Annotated in this window: 14 protein-coding genes and 1 pseudogene; 7 read left to right on the forward strand and 8 right to left on the reverse strand. The window is 49.9% G+C overall.

Translation table 11 applies throughout. The features are described 5' to 3' along the window. Positions 1–210: 210 nt before the first annotated feature. Positions 211–567 (forward strand): rhodanese-like domain-containing protein, encoded by a 357-nt coding sequence (locus tag LKK83_RS21855; RefSeq protein WP_324633464.1) that lies wholly within the window; start codon positions 211–213, stop codon positions 565–567. 99 nt (positions 568–666) lie between these two features. Here LKK83_RS21855 and LKK83_RS21860 read toward each other — a convergent pair whose 3' ends face one another. The 7 genes and pseudogenes from LKK83_RS21860 to LKK83_RS21890 all read right to left on the reverse strand — a co-directional run bounded on the left by LKK83_RS21860 (position 667) and on the right by LKK83_RS21890 (position 6659). Continuing rightward, entirely contained in the window at positions 667–1737 is a 1071-nt protein-coding gene (locus tag LKK83_RS21860) for a GerMN domain-containing protein (RefSeq protein ID WP_324633465.1), read from the reverse strand. A gap of 70 nt (positions 1738–1807) precedes the next feature. Then, positions 1808–2017 (reverse strand): hypothetical protein, encoded by a 210-nt coding sequence (locus tag LKK83_RS21865; RefSeq protein WP_324633466.1) that lies wholly within the window; start codon positions 2015–2017, stop codon positions 1808–1810. Between the two features lie 11 nt (positions 2018–2028). Further along, a pseudogene (locus LKK83_RS21870) lies at positions 2029–2940 on the reverse strand (DUF4007 family protein). A gap of 238 nt (positions 2941–3178) precedes the next feature. Next, positions 3179–3361 carry a hypothetical protein gene (locus LKK83_RS21875; protein WP_324633468.1) on the reverse strand — a complete coding sequence of 61 codons (183 nt, stop codon included), beginning with the start codon at positions 3359–3361 and terminating at the stop codon, positions 3179–3181. Positions 3362–3487: 126 nt separating this feature from the next. Next, on the reverse strand, positions 3488–4207 hold the full coding sequence (locus LKK83_RS21880) for a hypothetical protein (protein ID WP_324633469.1): 720 nt from the start codon (positions 4205–4207) through the stop codon (positions 3488–3490). Positions 4208–4278: 71 nt separating this feature from the next. After that, complete coding sequence (locus LKK83_RS21885) at positions 4279–4641, reverse strand: DUF6876 family protein (protein ID WP_324633470.1); 363 nt, start codon at positions 4639–4641, stop codon at positions 4279–4281. Positions 4642–4709: 68 nt separating this feature from the next. Then, a complete protein-coding gene (locus tag LKK83_RS21890; RefSeq protein ID WP_324633471.1) occupies positions 4710–6659 on the reverse strand; it encodes a hypothetical protein in 1950 nt (649 codons plus the stop codon). Positions 6660–7029: 370 nt separating this feature from the next. Here LKK83_RS21890 and LKK83_RS21895 point away from each other — a divergent pair, with 370 nt between their 5' ends. From LKK83_RS21895 to LKK83_RS21905, 3 genes are read left to right on the forward strand one after another with little or no spacing between them, the layout of a single operon-like run. After that, complete coding sequence (locus LKK83_RS21895) at positions 7030–7785, forward strand: hypothetical protein (RefSeq protein WP_324633472.1); 756 nt, start codon at positions 7030–7032, stop codon at positions 7783–7785. Positions 7786–7796: 11 nt separating this feature from the next. Next, positions 7797–8570: a hypothetical protein gene (locus tag LKK83_RS21900; RefSeq protein ID WP_324633473.1), complete on the forward strand. Its 774-nt coding sequence runs from the start codon at positions 7797–7799 to the stop codon at positions 8568–8570. 4 nt (positions 8571–8574) lie between these two features. Beyond that, positions 8575–9186, forward strand: a complete 612-nt coding sequence (locus tag LKK83_RS21905; protein WP_324633475.1) for a GNAT family N-acetyltransferase — start codon at positions 8575–8577, stop codon at positions 9184–9186. A gap of 247 nt (positions 9187–9433) precedes the next feature. Here the strand turns inward: LKK83_RS21905 and LKK83_RS21910 are convergent, their stop codons facing one another. Beyond that, positions 9434–9676 (reverse strand): hypothetical protein, encoded by a 243-nt coding sequence (locus LKK83_RS21910; RefSeq protein ID WP_324633476.1) that lies wholly within the window; start codon positions 9674–9676, stop codon positions 9434–9436. A gap of 159 nt (positions 9677–9835) precedes the next feature. On the opposite strand from LKK83_RS21910, the gene LKK83_RS21915 reads away from it, so the two are divergent. The 3 genes from LKK83_RS21915 to LKK83_RS21925 form a co-directional block, all read left to right on the forward strand. Next, the gene (locus LKK83_RS21915; protein ID WP_324633477.1) at positions 9836–9988 is read left to right on the forward strand and encodes a hypothetical protein; all 153 of its coding nucleotides are present in this window, start codon (positions 9836–9838) and stop codon (positions 9986–9988) included. Between the two features lie 150 nt (positions 9989–10138). Further along, entirely contained in the window at positions 10139–10417 is a 279-nt protein-coding gene (locus LKK83_RS21920) for a hypothetical protein (protein WP_324633478.1), read from the forward strand. 539 nt (positions 10418–10956) lie between these two features. Then, a partial coding sequence (locus tag LKK83_RS21925) for a DUF4114 domain-containing protein (RefSeq protein ID WP_324633480.1) occupies positions 10957–15344 on the forward strand: 4388 nt, incomplete at its 3' end.

The raw sequence follows: 15344 nt of genomic DNA on the forward strand, positions 1-15344 counted from the left end.
GCCTCCGAAAGAATCGTTTAAAAAATAGTCCTTGTCATGCGGACTATAGCCCGCTTCGGGCATGGCTACGCTAATACCTGCCCAGGCGCGATTTCAATCGCCCGGGTTTTATGGCTTTATTTCACAAACACCCTAGCCAATCATGCACAAAAGCGGCACAATTGCAGAGAAGAACTTGTTTTGTTTGCTCTTAACCTGTAATGCAAGCCCATGTCTCAATCTTTTGCCCGTCAACCCATCGACCAAATTACTGTAGAAGAACTCGCCGAACGGCTGAAAAGCGCGGAAACCCTGCAACTGGTGGACGTGCGCGAACCCAGTGAAGTGTCGATCTGCGCGATCGCGGGGTTCGATAACCTGCCGTTGAGTGAATTTGCCGAATGGTCCGGTCAAATTTACAGCCGCTTGGATCCGGAAGCGGAAACCCTGGTGCTGTGCCATCACGGTATCCGATCGGCTCAGATGTGCCAGTGGCTCAAAGCGCAGGGATTCACCGACGTTAAAAATATCGCTGGGGGAATCGATGCCTATTCAAAAATGGTAGATCCCTCGGTTCCTCGGTACTAATTTCGTCTTTCTCATCCCGAAAAAAGTTCGTTGTTGCCACGCAATTCTCCCTCATTTTTTGGGCGATCGGGCAACAACGAATCCCACAAAAAACGGGTATTATTCCAAACAAAGATTCCGTTCCGTATGCGACTTGAAGCAGTCGCCATTTTTATCGAGAATGGTGACAGCATCGACGGTAGAAAACTGCTGGAGAGTATTGCGGATGGCTTTTTTCATTTTTGCTTCTTGACCGACACCCCATGCGGTCACGGTGCGACAGAATTGCAGGGTGGCTTCGCCTCCTTCTGAAATGTCAATGGTAAAATTTTGGTTCCCGCAAATCGATTCCCCATCAAAGTTGATGAGGTCGATAAAGCCTTGCTGTTTTTCGTCAGGTTGCGGACCGGCAGCCAGTTGCTCGATCGCAAATTCAGCCACATCCACGCGATCGGTGGTGCGCCACACGGGTTGTACTTCGTTGGGGCGATCGCTCTGTTCCGAGGTCAGTGGGAAAAATACTTTCACCTGACGTTCGTCTTCCTCTTTTAAACACAGATTTCTGCCACTGAGGTCTTTAAAACAGTTGCCATATTGATTCAAGATGGTGACAGAATCAACGGTAGAAAACTGCTTGAGAGTCTTTTCGATCGCCTTTGTCATTCGCGCATCCTGTCCTACGCCAGCGGAAGGAACGGTGCGACAAAATTGCAGGGTGGCTTCCCCTTGTTCGGAAATGCCGATGGTGAAATTTTGCCCGCCACAATTCGATTCTCCTTGAAACTCGAAGGGGTCGGTTAACCCTTGTTGTTTTTCTTCGGGTCTCGGACCGGCAATCAGTTGCTCGATCGCAAATTCAGCCACATCGATGCGATCGGTGCTGCGCCATACCGGTTCGACTTCGGCAATTTGTCCGTCCCCGTCTGGAGATTCGGGAAAAAATACTTTCACCGATTTGAAATCGTTGTGGGTTGGGGCAGGATGATTCGCGGTGGCAGGCATTTGCGGCGCTTGGCTTTCTGCAGCAGTTCTAGCAACGTTTTCGGTGTCGGTTTGGGTGGTTGTGGCGTTTTCTCCAACCTCGTTGGTGGATTGGCTACAGGCGCTGACGCCCCCAACGGTCAGCAGTAAACCAAGAGAGAGTAAAATAGAGTGGCGGTGACTGCGCCGTTTTCGCTGGAAATTAGCCATAATGCTTATACCTTAGATTGTTAACTGACAATGGCTTCTGCTGTTGCTGGATAGCAGAAAACACCTAATTCTAGGTTAAACCCAGTGACGCGATCGCTACCAGCGCTGCCATCATTTCCGGGGTGAGTTGCACGGTATGCTTTGCGCCACTGACTTCGGTGAACTGAACGAGCGCATGACCTTGAGCGAGATTGATTTCGGTCAGGCTGCCGTTGCGGTGCTTCCAGGTGAGGCGAGTGCCAGACTCGAAAGTTTCAGTAGAAAATTCAGAATGAGACATTGTAATTGCTCCTAAACTATGGGAATTTCTTCGATAATATGGCGAGAGGGATCCGAGATTTTCACCTCCAGCCGATGATTCGCATTGAGGATTAATTCGATGCCTTCCGCTCGTTCCAAATGGTTGGCGATCGCATCCTCGGATAGCTTGAAAATTTGGCCGGGGCTGTTCGCTTTGTAGGTGAGTTCTGCGAGGGGGATTTGCTCGGTTCTGTGTCGAGCGGCATACTGCACGGTTGCCAACGCGATCCATTTGCTAGGAACGCGACGTTGATTGAACGCAAAGGAATATTGAGTATAAAATCCCTTCTTGCCAGAGCGCTTGAAATATTCGAGTTGAGTCGAGCGAATCAGTTTGAGCGGACTGAACAAACTCGCTCGACCCACAGCAAAACGTTTGGGGGGTTGGTAGCAAGTTAAAATTATCGCCAAATCTTTCTGCGCGGTGGCTGCTGAATTGCGCCGTTGGGTTTGGGTCTGGAGGAAATCAGCCAGTTGCGATCGCACCACATCTTCCTCAAACTCGCGCTGGTTCAACGGGTTAAAAAGCCACCACCACGCTGGCATCTTGCACGGCGGTTCCAATCCCTAGTAATGCAGCAGCCAAGGGGTTTCTGGATATTCCAAATAGGGGTCAAACTCTTCAAACAGCCAACGACCTCTAACAGTGGGCACCAAACTGGTTTGCCGATACTCTGCCAGCTTGAGAACCACCAACCAGTAAACGCTACTGGCAAATTGGACGCGACCGATTCCCAATTTAGCCGGAAGCTCTGGTCTGGAATACTCCAGCCCAGAGGACGCGATCGCATCCCACACCCGCCGCAACCGTAACGCTTCCGGATGCAATCCTTGGTGGCTCCCTTTGATATCGGCAACGTCAGGCAAAAAGTGAGTGCCTAAATTGAACTGAAGTTGTTGCATTTTAGTGCCCTCGATAAAACCGCAACCGCATCGCTAAACTAACAACGCCAATTAGAAACAGGTAATAAACAATCCAAAACATCGCGATTCTCCAGATCAATGCGAAATCAAGTTTGGGTCTTGTCTATCGACCTTTTTTTCTCGATTTTTTGTTCGAGTTTTGATTTAAGGTTTTAAAGTCTTCCTTGAGAGCCAGCATCACTTCTAATGCGTTTTTCTTGCGGTGTTTAACGCGCAGTTATCGCGCCGCTTGATGGGCTTCTCGCACTGAAGAATAGTCCGTCAGTTTCAAAAACACCGTGCCGGGTTTCAAGCCAACCAATTCTCGCAAATAAATGCAGGCTCGTTTGCCTTCACGCACCACCATTGTCGTCCAACGATTCAAATGCGGACTCGGATAATTTTTGGTAATAACTTTCATCTCTTCTCCCTCTTCCTCTGTGAGTGTTATGCGGTCTGATTTCCTGTGCGATTGGTGTCACTGGTTCCGGCAGGTCGGCAACCCAAGTAACACCAATCAGCAACGATAGAATTGCAACGTTTGGCATCAATTGTTTTGATACTTGTTAAGGAAGCGAGCCAGCAGCAAACTGAGGTAACTCATCACTTCCCGATCTTGGTTTTGGGTTGCGGCTGCTACTCGGCGTTGGGCGATGGTTATCGCTTCAGGAAGGTACGCATCCAGATAGGCGGTAATCGCTGCGATCGCATCTTGTTCTTGGTGCATTGACGCTTCCACGATTGCCGAGAGTTCTTTCGGTGAAGGTTGCCGGAATTCTTTGACACTTTGCATGAGCTTTTCAAAACCTTTCTTCGAGATTTGCTCTTGTTGTTCGCGAGTGAGTTTCGGTTCGGGATACGCATAGCTTTGCCAATTTTTCAAGAACTTTTTGATGTGCGAATACTGCGCCAACCACACTTGGTTTTGCTGTTGGTCGAGCAATAAACCGTAAGTTGGATAGCTATCGTCACTGCCTAAATCGCAGCCAATCAGGTGAATGGCTACGGCAAAATGGTCGATGAATGCGGAATAAACCCAGAACGAATTGGTATGCCCACCGCAGATATGCTCGACATAGCAATTGGTGGCTTGATAAGTCAGGCAAACGTAGCGCATTGAGGGTTTATTCGGCACCTGCAACGCCGCCAGCATTTTGGGTGGAATGCCAACAGGAACGAGCGTAATTTGAGGGATGCTCGTTTCGGGAGTCGGTGCGCTATGTTGCTGCCAGCCCGTCTCAAAACAGCTAATTTCTGATTGTTTCATGGCAATTTATTCAAGGTTGATGGAGCGATTGCCTGGGGAGACAACCGCCAGAAAATGTCGGGATGAAAGCGTTAGTATTCGCTCGGCAGCATCAACACGCCACCGCTGAGGTAAAGCTTGATTTCATCTAGGGGAAAGTCGGTGTATTCGATGTCTTGGCTCAGCACGGGGTCATCGGTGTCGCGCAGCAGCGTTAACGTGCCGCGCCCGTCGGACACCGAAAGTTGCCAGATTTGAAATTCCTGCAACATCTCGTCACCCGTCACTCGTTCGTCGCGTTGATAGGAGGCGATCGCATCAATCAGCCAATGCGCTTCGGCTGCATCTGCGAGATACTTGACGCCATCGGTATATTTGAACTGGTTGAGCCAATGGCGGTAGTAGTTCGTCGTGCCCTGGAATCGGGCTAAATCTGCTTGGGTAATCGGTTGCATAATCTCACCTCAATGTGAGTGTTATCCACCGCGAGAGTTTCACTATACCGTTCTCACTCTCACTTTTACTATCCCTCTTGATGCCGTTGCATTTGACCCAACGGCGACGATGCCCAGTCCAACTGCTCCTTGAGTTTCTGATTCTCGTGCTGCAATTGGTTAAACCGTTCGGTCATTTGCTGCAACTGCTGGTGCGTTTGGTGCAGCTTGAGGGTGCTGTCGGAAAGCTGCTGCTGAGTGCGCGACAGGTCAGGGTTGTTCGCGGGGTCTTTGTACTGCGCGATCGCAGTTTGCGCTTCCTTCAAAAATTGTTGCAATTGCTCGATTTGAGATTGTTTTTCATCGGCGATGCGCGAGATTTTTTCCTTAACTTGCGCTTCGGTGAAATAGTCGTCGGCGGGCGGCAAGAACGCATCCACAAGCTGCATTTGCTCGGCGTAACAAGTCACGAGGTATTTCTCACCAGAGAACCGCACTTTGTAGCGATTCAGAGTGTCGTCACTGAGCGGCAGTTGCAGGATTTGACCGATGCGATCGCGATATTTGGGAGTGTCATGTTTCACGACGCGGACGTAGGTGCCAACGGTTAGCTGTGCAGGGTCAACGGGTTTTTGTTGCTTGTTGTTAACAAGAGCATTTTGAGCTTCTGCTAACTGCGCTTCCAAGGACATGACTTTAGCCACCAACGTGGAATTGTCGGTGTATTTCATGCTGCGCTCTTTGGCGGCCATCTCGGAGGCCAACACCTCGTAGCGCTGCTGCATTTGTTCGAGTTGGGCGCTGAGTTGTTGGTTTTGCTCGGCGAGTTGCTCCAGCACGGAATCGGATTGCGCCATCTCGAATTCCTCAAGCTGCCGTTCGAGCAGGTGGATCCGCAGGTCTTTCTGGGCGCTCTCCTGAATGAGTTCTTGCAGTTTCAGGTTTTCGCGTTCGAGGCGATCGCGCTGGGCTTGCAGTCCGTTGATAATGGCCGCCGCTTTATCCGCTTCCTTGAGTTGGGCGGTGAGGTCGCGCACCTGCCGTTCGAGTTCGACGAGGCGATCGCTCTGCTGGGGTTGCGCAATGGTGGGCGCGAGTTTTTGCAGTTGCAGTGCTTTTTGGACGTGGCGGTGCTGGCGGATGACCTCGCCTTCCTCTGGGGCATCTTGACGAGCTAAGTTCTGAACGCAAGACCGGAACTGCTCGGATTCGGCGTCATCCAGTCCCAACCCGCGCTCGATCCAACTCAGGCGATCGTCATCGATCGCATCTTCAGGGGCGGCACTGTTGGCGATGAACGAGGCGATGGCTTGGGTTTGCTGGGTGGGTCGGGTGCTGCGTTTGGGAGCCAGCAGCTTGGAAACGTCCCAATCGCTCAGGTCGCCAATCGCTTCAATGAGGTAATCGGTTAGCACCACCGGGTTCTCGTAAACGTGGGCGAGTCGTTCGGCTTCAGCCTTGAGCGTGGCGATCGCATCGTCGTTCGCGTCAAAGGTCTTGACAACGAGTTCCCAATCTGCATCTGTGACGGGCTGACCCAGCACGATGGATTTGCTCCGGGCTTGGCGGATGCTGTTGACGGTTTGCTTGCCTGCTTTGAGGAGTTTGACAAGCAGGTGGTCGTCAGAGATTTTCGTCAGTTCCTTGAGGGCACTGACGCTCCAGGACTGCACGGAGTTGAGGATGAGGCGTTGGATGCGTTGGCGCTGCGAGTCGAACCATTCGGAAATTTGGATTAAGGCTCGCGCCATCGAGTTGGAGCCACCGAAATCGGAAGAATCCAGCCAGCGATCGAACAGGTGTTCCCCTTCAGTAAGGCCGCGTTCCAGGCAAAGTTGGTGAAGAAGGTGCCGGAAACTGCGACCGATTTCGAGGCCAGTCACGAAGGTGTGGCGGACGTAGCCGAGGAACTGGGAAAGAGTTTGCTGAGCTTGGCGTTGCAGGATCTCCGAGCCGAAACTGGTGTAGTCGTACTCGAAGCGCAAATCAAGCGGAAGCTGGCTCAACGCTACAGCCGTAGCGGATTTCGCAATGCTCATGGTAGTTTGGAAATAGTAATTTAATTGGTTGAGCGGGATAGTCCCCGCTTTTTTTGTGAGTCAAGCGTTGCAAACAATTAACTCGCAATCTGAGAGAATCCCTCAAACCGGGAATCAATTATGCAAAATACGAAAAGCGCAAAAAGCACTTTTTGTTTATGGCATAATTTTAGACGGGAAAGGTGCAAGTGTCAATAGCCTGAGAAACGGGGAAACCAGAGTGCTTTCACCCTGCTTCGGCAAGAGCGCGGTGCAGTGGCGAATGTTAAGAAATTAGAAAGATTTACCACCGATGTGCTTTTAGCGCTTTGCGTTTTTAGCGAATTGTGGAGAGAATGAGGGTGAACAGCCGTTTTTGCCCTTGTTTTTTGTGGAGTCCAAAGAATCCCAACAGCAACGCCTTCGCGACTTGCTCAATTACCTTAGCGATCGCATCCACCCGGGCGATCGCACTCCTGAAGCTGCGTTGTTGGCGTACCTGAATCGATTCGAGCCGGTGACGAGCGCGAGTTCTTTGCGCCGGTGGTTTCTCGGTCAGCAGTTTCCTTGGGTGTCGCGTCGTCCGCTGTTGGCTCGCGCGATCGGTGTGGAGGCGGCGGCATTGGAGAGCTTTTTGCTGCATGGCGTCCCGGAAACGAGCGAGTTTCTGGCGGCTTTGCCCCCGATTCCTCCAGAGTTCACCACGCCGCAACGGTGGGAGGCCAGTGTCGATTTGGATTCCGAGGTGGCGGTGCAAAGTGCGATCGAACAACTCAGCGAGCATCTGTCTTTGGAGGGGTTAATTGACACCATCGATGCGCTGCGATCGCTTGCCCGAGACCGCGCCGAACGATTGCGATCGCAAGCCGGTTCGGAGTCAGCGCGGGTGACGATTTTGGGAGATTCGCTGCCCACGATTGCGGAAGTGTTGCGCGATAAAAACTTGGAAAAAATTGCCAGTCTGGTGGATTTGCCGTTGCATCGGCTGAAAGCGATCGCCCGAGGAGAGGAACCGGCTTGCACTGAGGTGACGTTGCTGGCGGCAGCGCTGGGGATTCCGGTACAGCAGCTAGAGCAGATGCGGCAAAAACAGTTTGGGGACAAGTCCAATCATTCCGAAGATTGCCCGGAAAATTGCCATCGGTAAGGAGGTGTAGTGTGGAGCATTCGATTTGTTCGCCGTTGTTTCCTAGATGCGTGGGGTTGGGTATCAAGGGAGATACGCTCCAGGTGCGCGTCGGCAGTTGGGATGAAGCGTGGAAGCTGAATCAGTCTTATCTGCCTTACTTGACCAATTTGGGAAAATGTTTTGGCAAGAATGTGGTGGAACTCGTCCACAATACTCCCAACAAACCGTTCATTCCCATTTGGGTGGAAATGTCAGTTAGTCCGGGCACGGCAACGGTGGAAGACTCGCCCCAAAATATTACTGCAAAAGATTTCCAAGCTTTTCAACTATCAGAATCAAACGCAAAAAAACGCAAAAAAAATCATAGGGGAGGTCAAACCAATATGCTATCTTTACAACAAGTTGCAGAGTTGGCAAATCATTCTGGCGAATGCGATGCAGAGTTAGCGGCGCTGGCTTTGGGCGAAAAGAATATCGCGACCTGGATTATCGACCAAGCCACCCAAGAAGTGCTGTTAGCCAATCGGTTTGCGCTCGATGCCAACTGCAAGCCGCCGCGAGAAGTGCTGGCGAAGGATATCTCGGCGTTGTGGGAGGAAGAACCCCTGCGAGAGTTGACTGATTTGGTTCACCGGGATACTCTCGTGCGCGAGCATACCAACCGAGGCTACCGCTGGCATAAAGAGCCGGGTACTGAGGTGTGGCTCCGCAAAAAGCACGATTTCACGGTGGACTACGCGGAGGTGGATTTCCTCGGTCGTGTCTGCCGGTTTGAAATCGTTAAGGAAGCGATGCCGGTGTAGGCCGATGATTGCCCGTTCGATTGCATGGATAACATTGGATGGCGATCGCTTCCAAGAAAAGCTGGATGAGTTGGTCGCCCTCTACCGCGCTGCGTTCGCCGAACCGCCTTCATGTCAGTGGTGGACGCGGCGCTCGGTGGCAGAAATGTTCGATCGCTACTTCCAAACCGGAACCGTGCTGGGGGCGTTCGAGAATGAGCGGGCGATCGCTTTTGCAGTAGTGCAACCGTTAGCCTGCGCTTCCATCATCGGTCAGCCCACTTGGATTGAAACCGAACAACAATGGCGGCGGCTGGACTGGGAGTTTTTAGCTCAGTTCGGTTTGAGTCCCGATTGCGCTTACTTGGCAGATTTATGTGTGGCAGCCACTCACCGGCGACAGGGAATCGCCACTGAGTTGGTACGTCTGGGATTGCGGCAGTATCCCGAAAAACCGATGCTATTGCGGGTGAGCGAGTGCAAGACGGAAGCGATTAGACTCTATGAAAAGCTGGGGTTTGTGGAACTGCCAGGACTCGAACAGCAGCCGGAATATCAACACACTGATGGCACTCTGAAAGCTGAACCGAAATTGTTGATGGTTCGCTCTGCGGTTAATTTGAGTGCGCCCTCGTGATGAGTGCGATCGCTTCCCTAACCCCAGCGGGTGAACGTGAATGAAATTTTGCTTAGACCCACCGGGCAGGTCAACTGAGGCGAGTGCTGAGGAAACTGCAAAGTCTTGCAGGTTGTCGCCGGTGATGGTGGGAAGAGGGAGCCAGTTTTTTGCCGTTGGATCGGGGTGAACACAAGTCGGTGTATTTATAAGGAAAGCATTTTTTAGGGGACTTCTGCTCACCCTGGGAATGCTTGCTCTGATTGGGTTACAGCGATTTAGCAGAAATTTGTTGCACCATTGGCTGAGTGCGGCGGGGATGTTGGCGAAAGGGATCCGTGATTTGATGCGATCGCGTTCTGGTTATTGCGATGCGATCGGCGGCACCAATCTGGGTGTGGAGCCATGACTGAGATGCGATCGCCTGTTGGATGCGATCGCGTTCGGGTAGTTGCGATCGCGTTGTTGCTGCTGCGAGCGATCGGCGGCACGAATCTGGTTGTGGATCCATGAGTGAGTTAGGCGATCGCATTCTGGTTGCCACGCTTCAGGATCCAACATGACAGCTTTGAGGCAGGGTGAACACAAGTCGGTGTATTTATAAGGAAAGCATTTTTTAGGGGACTTGTGTTCACCCTTGAAGTTATTGCTTTGACTGGGTTTCGGGGATTTGACGGAAATTTGTTGCACCATTGTCGGGGTTGGGACGATCGGCATAAATGTGGTGATGGATCCGTGCAATGGCGATCGCGTTCCCGTGCGATCGCGTTCCCGTGCAATGGCGATCGCTCTCTCGTGCCTGGATGCGTTGGGGCAGGGGTGAGCAGATGTCGGGTTATTTATAAGCAAAGCATTTTTCAGGGGACTTCTGCTCACCCTGGAAATGCTTGCTGTGGGTGGGTTGTAGTGATTTGGGATTCAGCGCACTAGCTGGAGCGCAATATCGGGCGCGAGCGAGACAGGATGAGTTGCGATGCGATCGGATTCTCATGTTGCCATTTTCAGTTCCTGCTGGTGTCGTTGTTGGCAAACTTGGGTGGGAATCGTCGCAGGTAAAGAGAAACTAAAGCTGGCTACTGGCAAACATTTCACGGTGGGATCGCATGGGGGCGATCGCATTCTGGTGGGCGATCGCTTACGCAATCAAAATCCTTCGTCAATGAAAGCGACTCCAAGAGCGCTAACCTCACCCACTTTTTCAATCGAGTCGTTCCTCTCTCGTCAACTCCCCCAACTCCACAGTCGCGATTAAATCACCCTTTTCTCACTCATTGTGTATCCTGCATCACTTTTCAGTATTATTACTCAATAAAAATTGACCGAGCCAAAATAAAAATAGTTTTCCCTCACTCTTTGCCTTAACTTGAAAGAATTAAAATTCGCCTCAATTCCCCAGCCCGTCAAGAAAAATCTATCAAATTAATTGCTAAAACCGCCCCTGTTTTCCGTAAAATCACTGAGAAATTTACACCGCCGTGACGAAAACCTCTCCAAAATTCCCAAAAAACTTCAGTAAAATTGCGGATAGTAAAAACCGAATAGAGTTGTTAAGGTAGTTTTCAAGCGATTTCAAATTCACTCAGGGCATCCTACTTTTTATTTAAAAAAGACAGGACGCAGCACCATCTAAACCCCAATCATGGATGGCAACTCGTCATGCCAAATTTAAACAATGAATCTTTATTCCCTGACTCCCAGGGAGACCCTTTACTATTCGGGTTGGCTGACCAGCCCGCAGACCCATTTAACAACCCAATAAAACCCTTAGAATCTCCGTCAACTGGCAGCGATTTGCCCCGCATAGATTCCCCTTATGAAGTCGGGAATGCCGAGCTTTCAGACCCAGGCGCGGTGAATGGGGTTAATTCAGGCAACCTCCCCAATTCTCATCAAAATTCTGCAATCGATCCCCTCACCGGCGAACCACTTGCCTCCCTCCAAAATACCGACTTCACCTCCGGAACATTCCTCGTTGGCAATCCCGGAAAAGTTAGCATCCAATTCCTCTACGATGGAGGTGCTTACAAAAGTGAAATTGGCATTTTTAGTTTGACCGGGATGGAAACACTCATCCCCGGAAGTGCAGAATTTATTAAAGAAGCCGCCAAGCGAGCATTAAGTCATTCCGAACAAGGTTACATCGTCATCTCTGATGCCACCGAAGCTGCCAAATTTACCGGAGACTTAGGAGAAGTCAACAATTTTAATCGAGGAGAAATCTCAGAAAATCAAACTTTCTCCATGCAGCCTGGAGATAAATTTGGCATCATTCTCGTTCCTAATGGAACGATTGAAGAAGTCCAAGAAAATCCCGAAATAACTGGGAACAAACGACCCTTATTTTCCCTCGCCACCGCCAATCCATTAGATGCCTTTCATGTGGGACAAATTGCCGACGTCACTGGAGAAGGCAACCTATTTGTCATGGAAGATTTGCGAGTGGATGTGGGAAGCGATCGCGATTACAATGACCTCATCTTCTCCCTCTTTGGAGCCACCGGAACCGTCACAGTTCTTGATGAATTAATCAATCCTAATTTAGATTGGCGCACGACTGACACTGCTCAGGAAATCATCACTTACGTTCAAGAACAATCCGCTTTATTCCAACCGACACATCAGAGCGATTTAGAAGAAGTTTCAGAAACAACGAACGCATTAGAACCGAGTAGTGAGGAAATAGCGCAGTCCGATTCAACCCTTGACATTGATGACACTGACAGTGGAGTAGAATCCACCTCAATTGCCGAACCAACTAAATCAGAAACTATTTTTTCTGACGAAACAATAGTTGAGCCAACTGAATCCACTTCAAGCCTCGAAGAAACTGAATCAAAAACTTTCTTACTTGACGAGACCAACAACGAAATAGAATCCACCTCAGTTTCAACCGATACCTCACCGTCAATTGTTGGCAACTCCGACACATCCAATCCAACAGAATCCACTTCAGTTTCAACTGAAACATCTGAACCAACCGAATCTTCTGATGAAACTTACTCTGGAACGGACTCCGACACAGTTGAACCGACCGAATCCAACTTAGAAACTTCCTTCTCAATTCAGTCCGATTCCGATACAGTTGAGCCGACCGAATCTCCTGATGAAAGCGGCGAACAACCAAAATCTAACGCCACCGAATCGGATGAGGATATACTGGGTGAATCTACCGCTTCGTCCGAATCAAGCAACTCAGTTGTCTTAGAAGAAACCTCTGACTCTTCTGAATCTTCCCTCAATCCCACAAAAATTACTTCTTCAGACATTTCCACCGAAACTGAATTGAACTTAGATGAAAGTACATCTCTCCATTCATCTGAGTCAGACTTAGTAACCTCTACAACTCCATCAGCTTCAACGGAATTTATTATCGATACCCCTTCACAATCTAACTCATCGATAACCAAATCGTCAACAATAGAAACCGCACCAGTGGTTCTAGAAGATGGGGAATCGCCCTCTTCTAACAATTCTATCGCCATCAACGTCGTTGCTCAAACTGTAGCTCCTCAAATCGAACCGACCTTCCCTAACTTCTCTCAAGGGGTTTTCCTCGTAGGAGAAACGGGTTCGATTAACATCGAATACATCTTCGATGGCGGCTACTATCAAAGCACGGTGGGTTTGTTCAATATGGCTGGACTCTCGGAGTATGAATGGGGGTCTCCTGAATTCTTCCAAGAAATTGCCAGACGTTCCCTGTCCAATTCTGAGGAAGGTTACGTTCTCCTGGACGACTCTACAGAAGCAGCCAAACTCGATGGAAAATTAGAAGAGTACAATTGGAATCGCGGCATCAAACAAGGAGAGAAAACTTTTTCTTTACCTGAAGGAACCGAGTTTGGGTTAATTTTAATTCCCGATGGCTCTCTGCAAGAACTCTTTGACAACCCGCAAGCAACTGGGAGCAAAAAACCTTTCCTTTCGTTAACTCCCACTGACCCCGAACGCGCGTTGCATCAAACTCAACTCGTTGATGTTACTGGAGATGGAAGCTTATTTGCCTGGGAAGATTTACGCTCCCCTGGAGGAGATACTGACTTTAACGATATCACCTTCAAGATGTCTGGTGCTACCGGAATCGTGACTAACCTGTATGAAGTGATTGCTCCGGATTCAGATTGGCGCGATTCTGAGGTGGGACGGGAAATCCTCAATGAAGTTCAGATAGAACCGCCCAATTCAGATAAAGAACCCCCGATAGTTACAGCACAATTGTTCTCCGACAATAGTGGCAACGAACCCTTCAATCCAGTAGTACGAGGAAGTATTACCGATGCCAGTCCAATTATCCGGTTACGGGCTGGATTTGATGAAACTCCAGTAGAGGAATTTGTCGATATAACTGCATACTTGCAAGCCGATGGAAGTTTTGAGTTAGACCGTCAGACTTTAGAACAAATATTGGGAAATTCCCTGGCTGGAAACAGTCACGTACTCCACTTAATTTCCGAAGATGCGGGCAGATTAATGGGAGTCAAGGCCATTCGGGTCGGTAATTTAGTCCCAGAAAACGATGCAGAATTGAATCAGGCACTAGCTGAATTTTATGGGTTAGACCCCTATCCCGACAGTCTCACTCTAGTCGCCGGAACCACTCGACAACTCTCCCTCACCATTAACGAGTTGGAATCACGACCCAATATCACCGCCACAGAAACCGGAACCCGCTACTTTGTGAGCCATCCGGACTTGCTGGAAGTGGATGAAGATGGCTTAGTCACCGCACTCGATGAAGGAGAGGCCACCATTACGATGATTCATGGAGCGCAGATGGTGACAATACCCATCTCAATCCAGAAACCCTTAGCCGGTTCCGTGACATTGGGAGAAGAAGGGGGAGTCGTTGAAGCCGTTGATGGCTCACTGGTGATGATTCCTCCCGGTGGGTTAGAAGCCGAAACCGCTGTCAGTCTCACCCCCTTACTTCGAGAGTCTCTCTCACTACCCCTACCGGAAAGTTTGGATTTAGTGGGTGCCTTCAGCTTGAATTTAGGTGATGAACCCCTCACTCAACCCGCTCAACTGGCAATTCCCGCTCCTGCTGGTTTGTCTGCTGGTAGCGAAGTGTTGTTCCTGCGAAAAAGCTCCCTCCCAGATGAAACCGGCACATGGAATCCTACTTGGTCGATTGAAGAAGCAGGTGTCGTAGACGAAAAAGGCACCATCCGAACCACTTCCTGGCCGTTTAATGGGATTTTAGCCAGCGGTCAGTATGCAGTGTTGACATGGCCTTCTGCCGGGTTAGGCACTTTAGGATTTGTTGAAACCGGAATCTCACAAATCACCGCTAGTCAATTGACAACTCGCACCGTTGGAGGAATCAACTTAGCTGGCAACCTGAGTCTCGCAACTAGCTCTTTTATCGCCCATGCGGGGTGGTTCAGTGTAGCCGCTCTAACATACGGTCAATTCGTTGCCACAACCTACCTGTTGGCTTACTTAGCTAAATATCTGCAAACCGACCTCGAAATCATCGGCATTCCCCAAGTCGGTTTACCTGTAGTCACAACAGCCGGAGTCGAACTCACCGCTGAAGGAATCCCTTCTGTGACCGCAGTTCTGGATACCCCACCACCTGGACCTGCTGACCCACTGGCACCACCCGTTCTGCAACAAGCAGAACTCACGTTTAGTAATAACGAACCTGTTGTTGTCCTCAATGGGAGTAATTTCCTCAACGATTTCAATGATATTGGCAGTTCGTTTGAAGACTTGGCGGTGGAGTTTCGAGTGGGAGATAAATCCTATCCCGGCATTTTAATCCCCGAACGCTCTGTTGAATTGGGAGACAATCGCTATGAAATTGCCATCAAAGTTCCCAATATAGTGGTTCTGGGCGAAGCTGAAATCGTCTTAATTCGACGACAAAAAGAACAGATGAATCCACTACCAACGGATTCGGAAATTGTCGAAAAAGAAAGCACCCCAATCCAGTTGACTCCCACTTGTGTGGAACTGGCTTTAGTGGCGAAAGAAACAGCCGATGCGATTGGGATTATCAATGCCCATGCACCCGAATCAGTAATCGAAGCAGGCAGTAGCTCAGATTTATTGCGTGCTAACATTCCCGTAGGAACACCAGACCGGGAAGATAAACCCGTAGAATTGGTAGCCACCAACAATGCAACGCGAGCTTATGTGTTGTTACAAGAATCAGGTCGCGTGGGGTTAGTAGA

Origin of the sequence: Phormidium sp. CCY1219, from assembly GCF_035615515.1 — a bacterium.
In the GTDB taxonomy this organism is placed as follows: Bacteria; Cyanobacteriota; Cyanobacteriia; order Cyanobacteriales; family Laspinemataceae; genus CCY1219.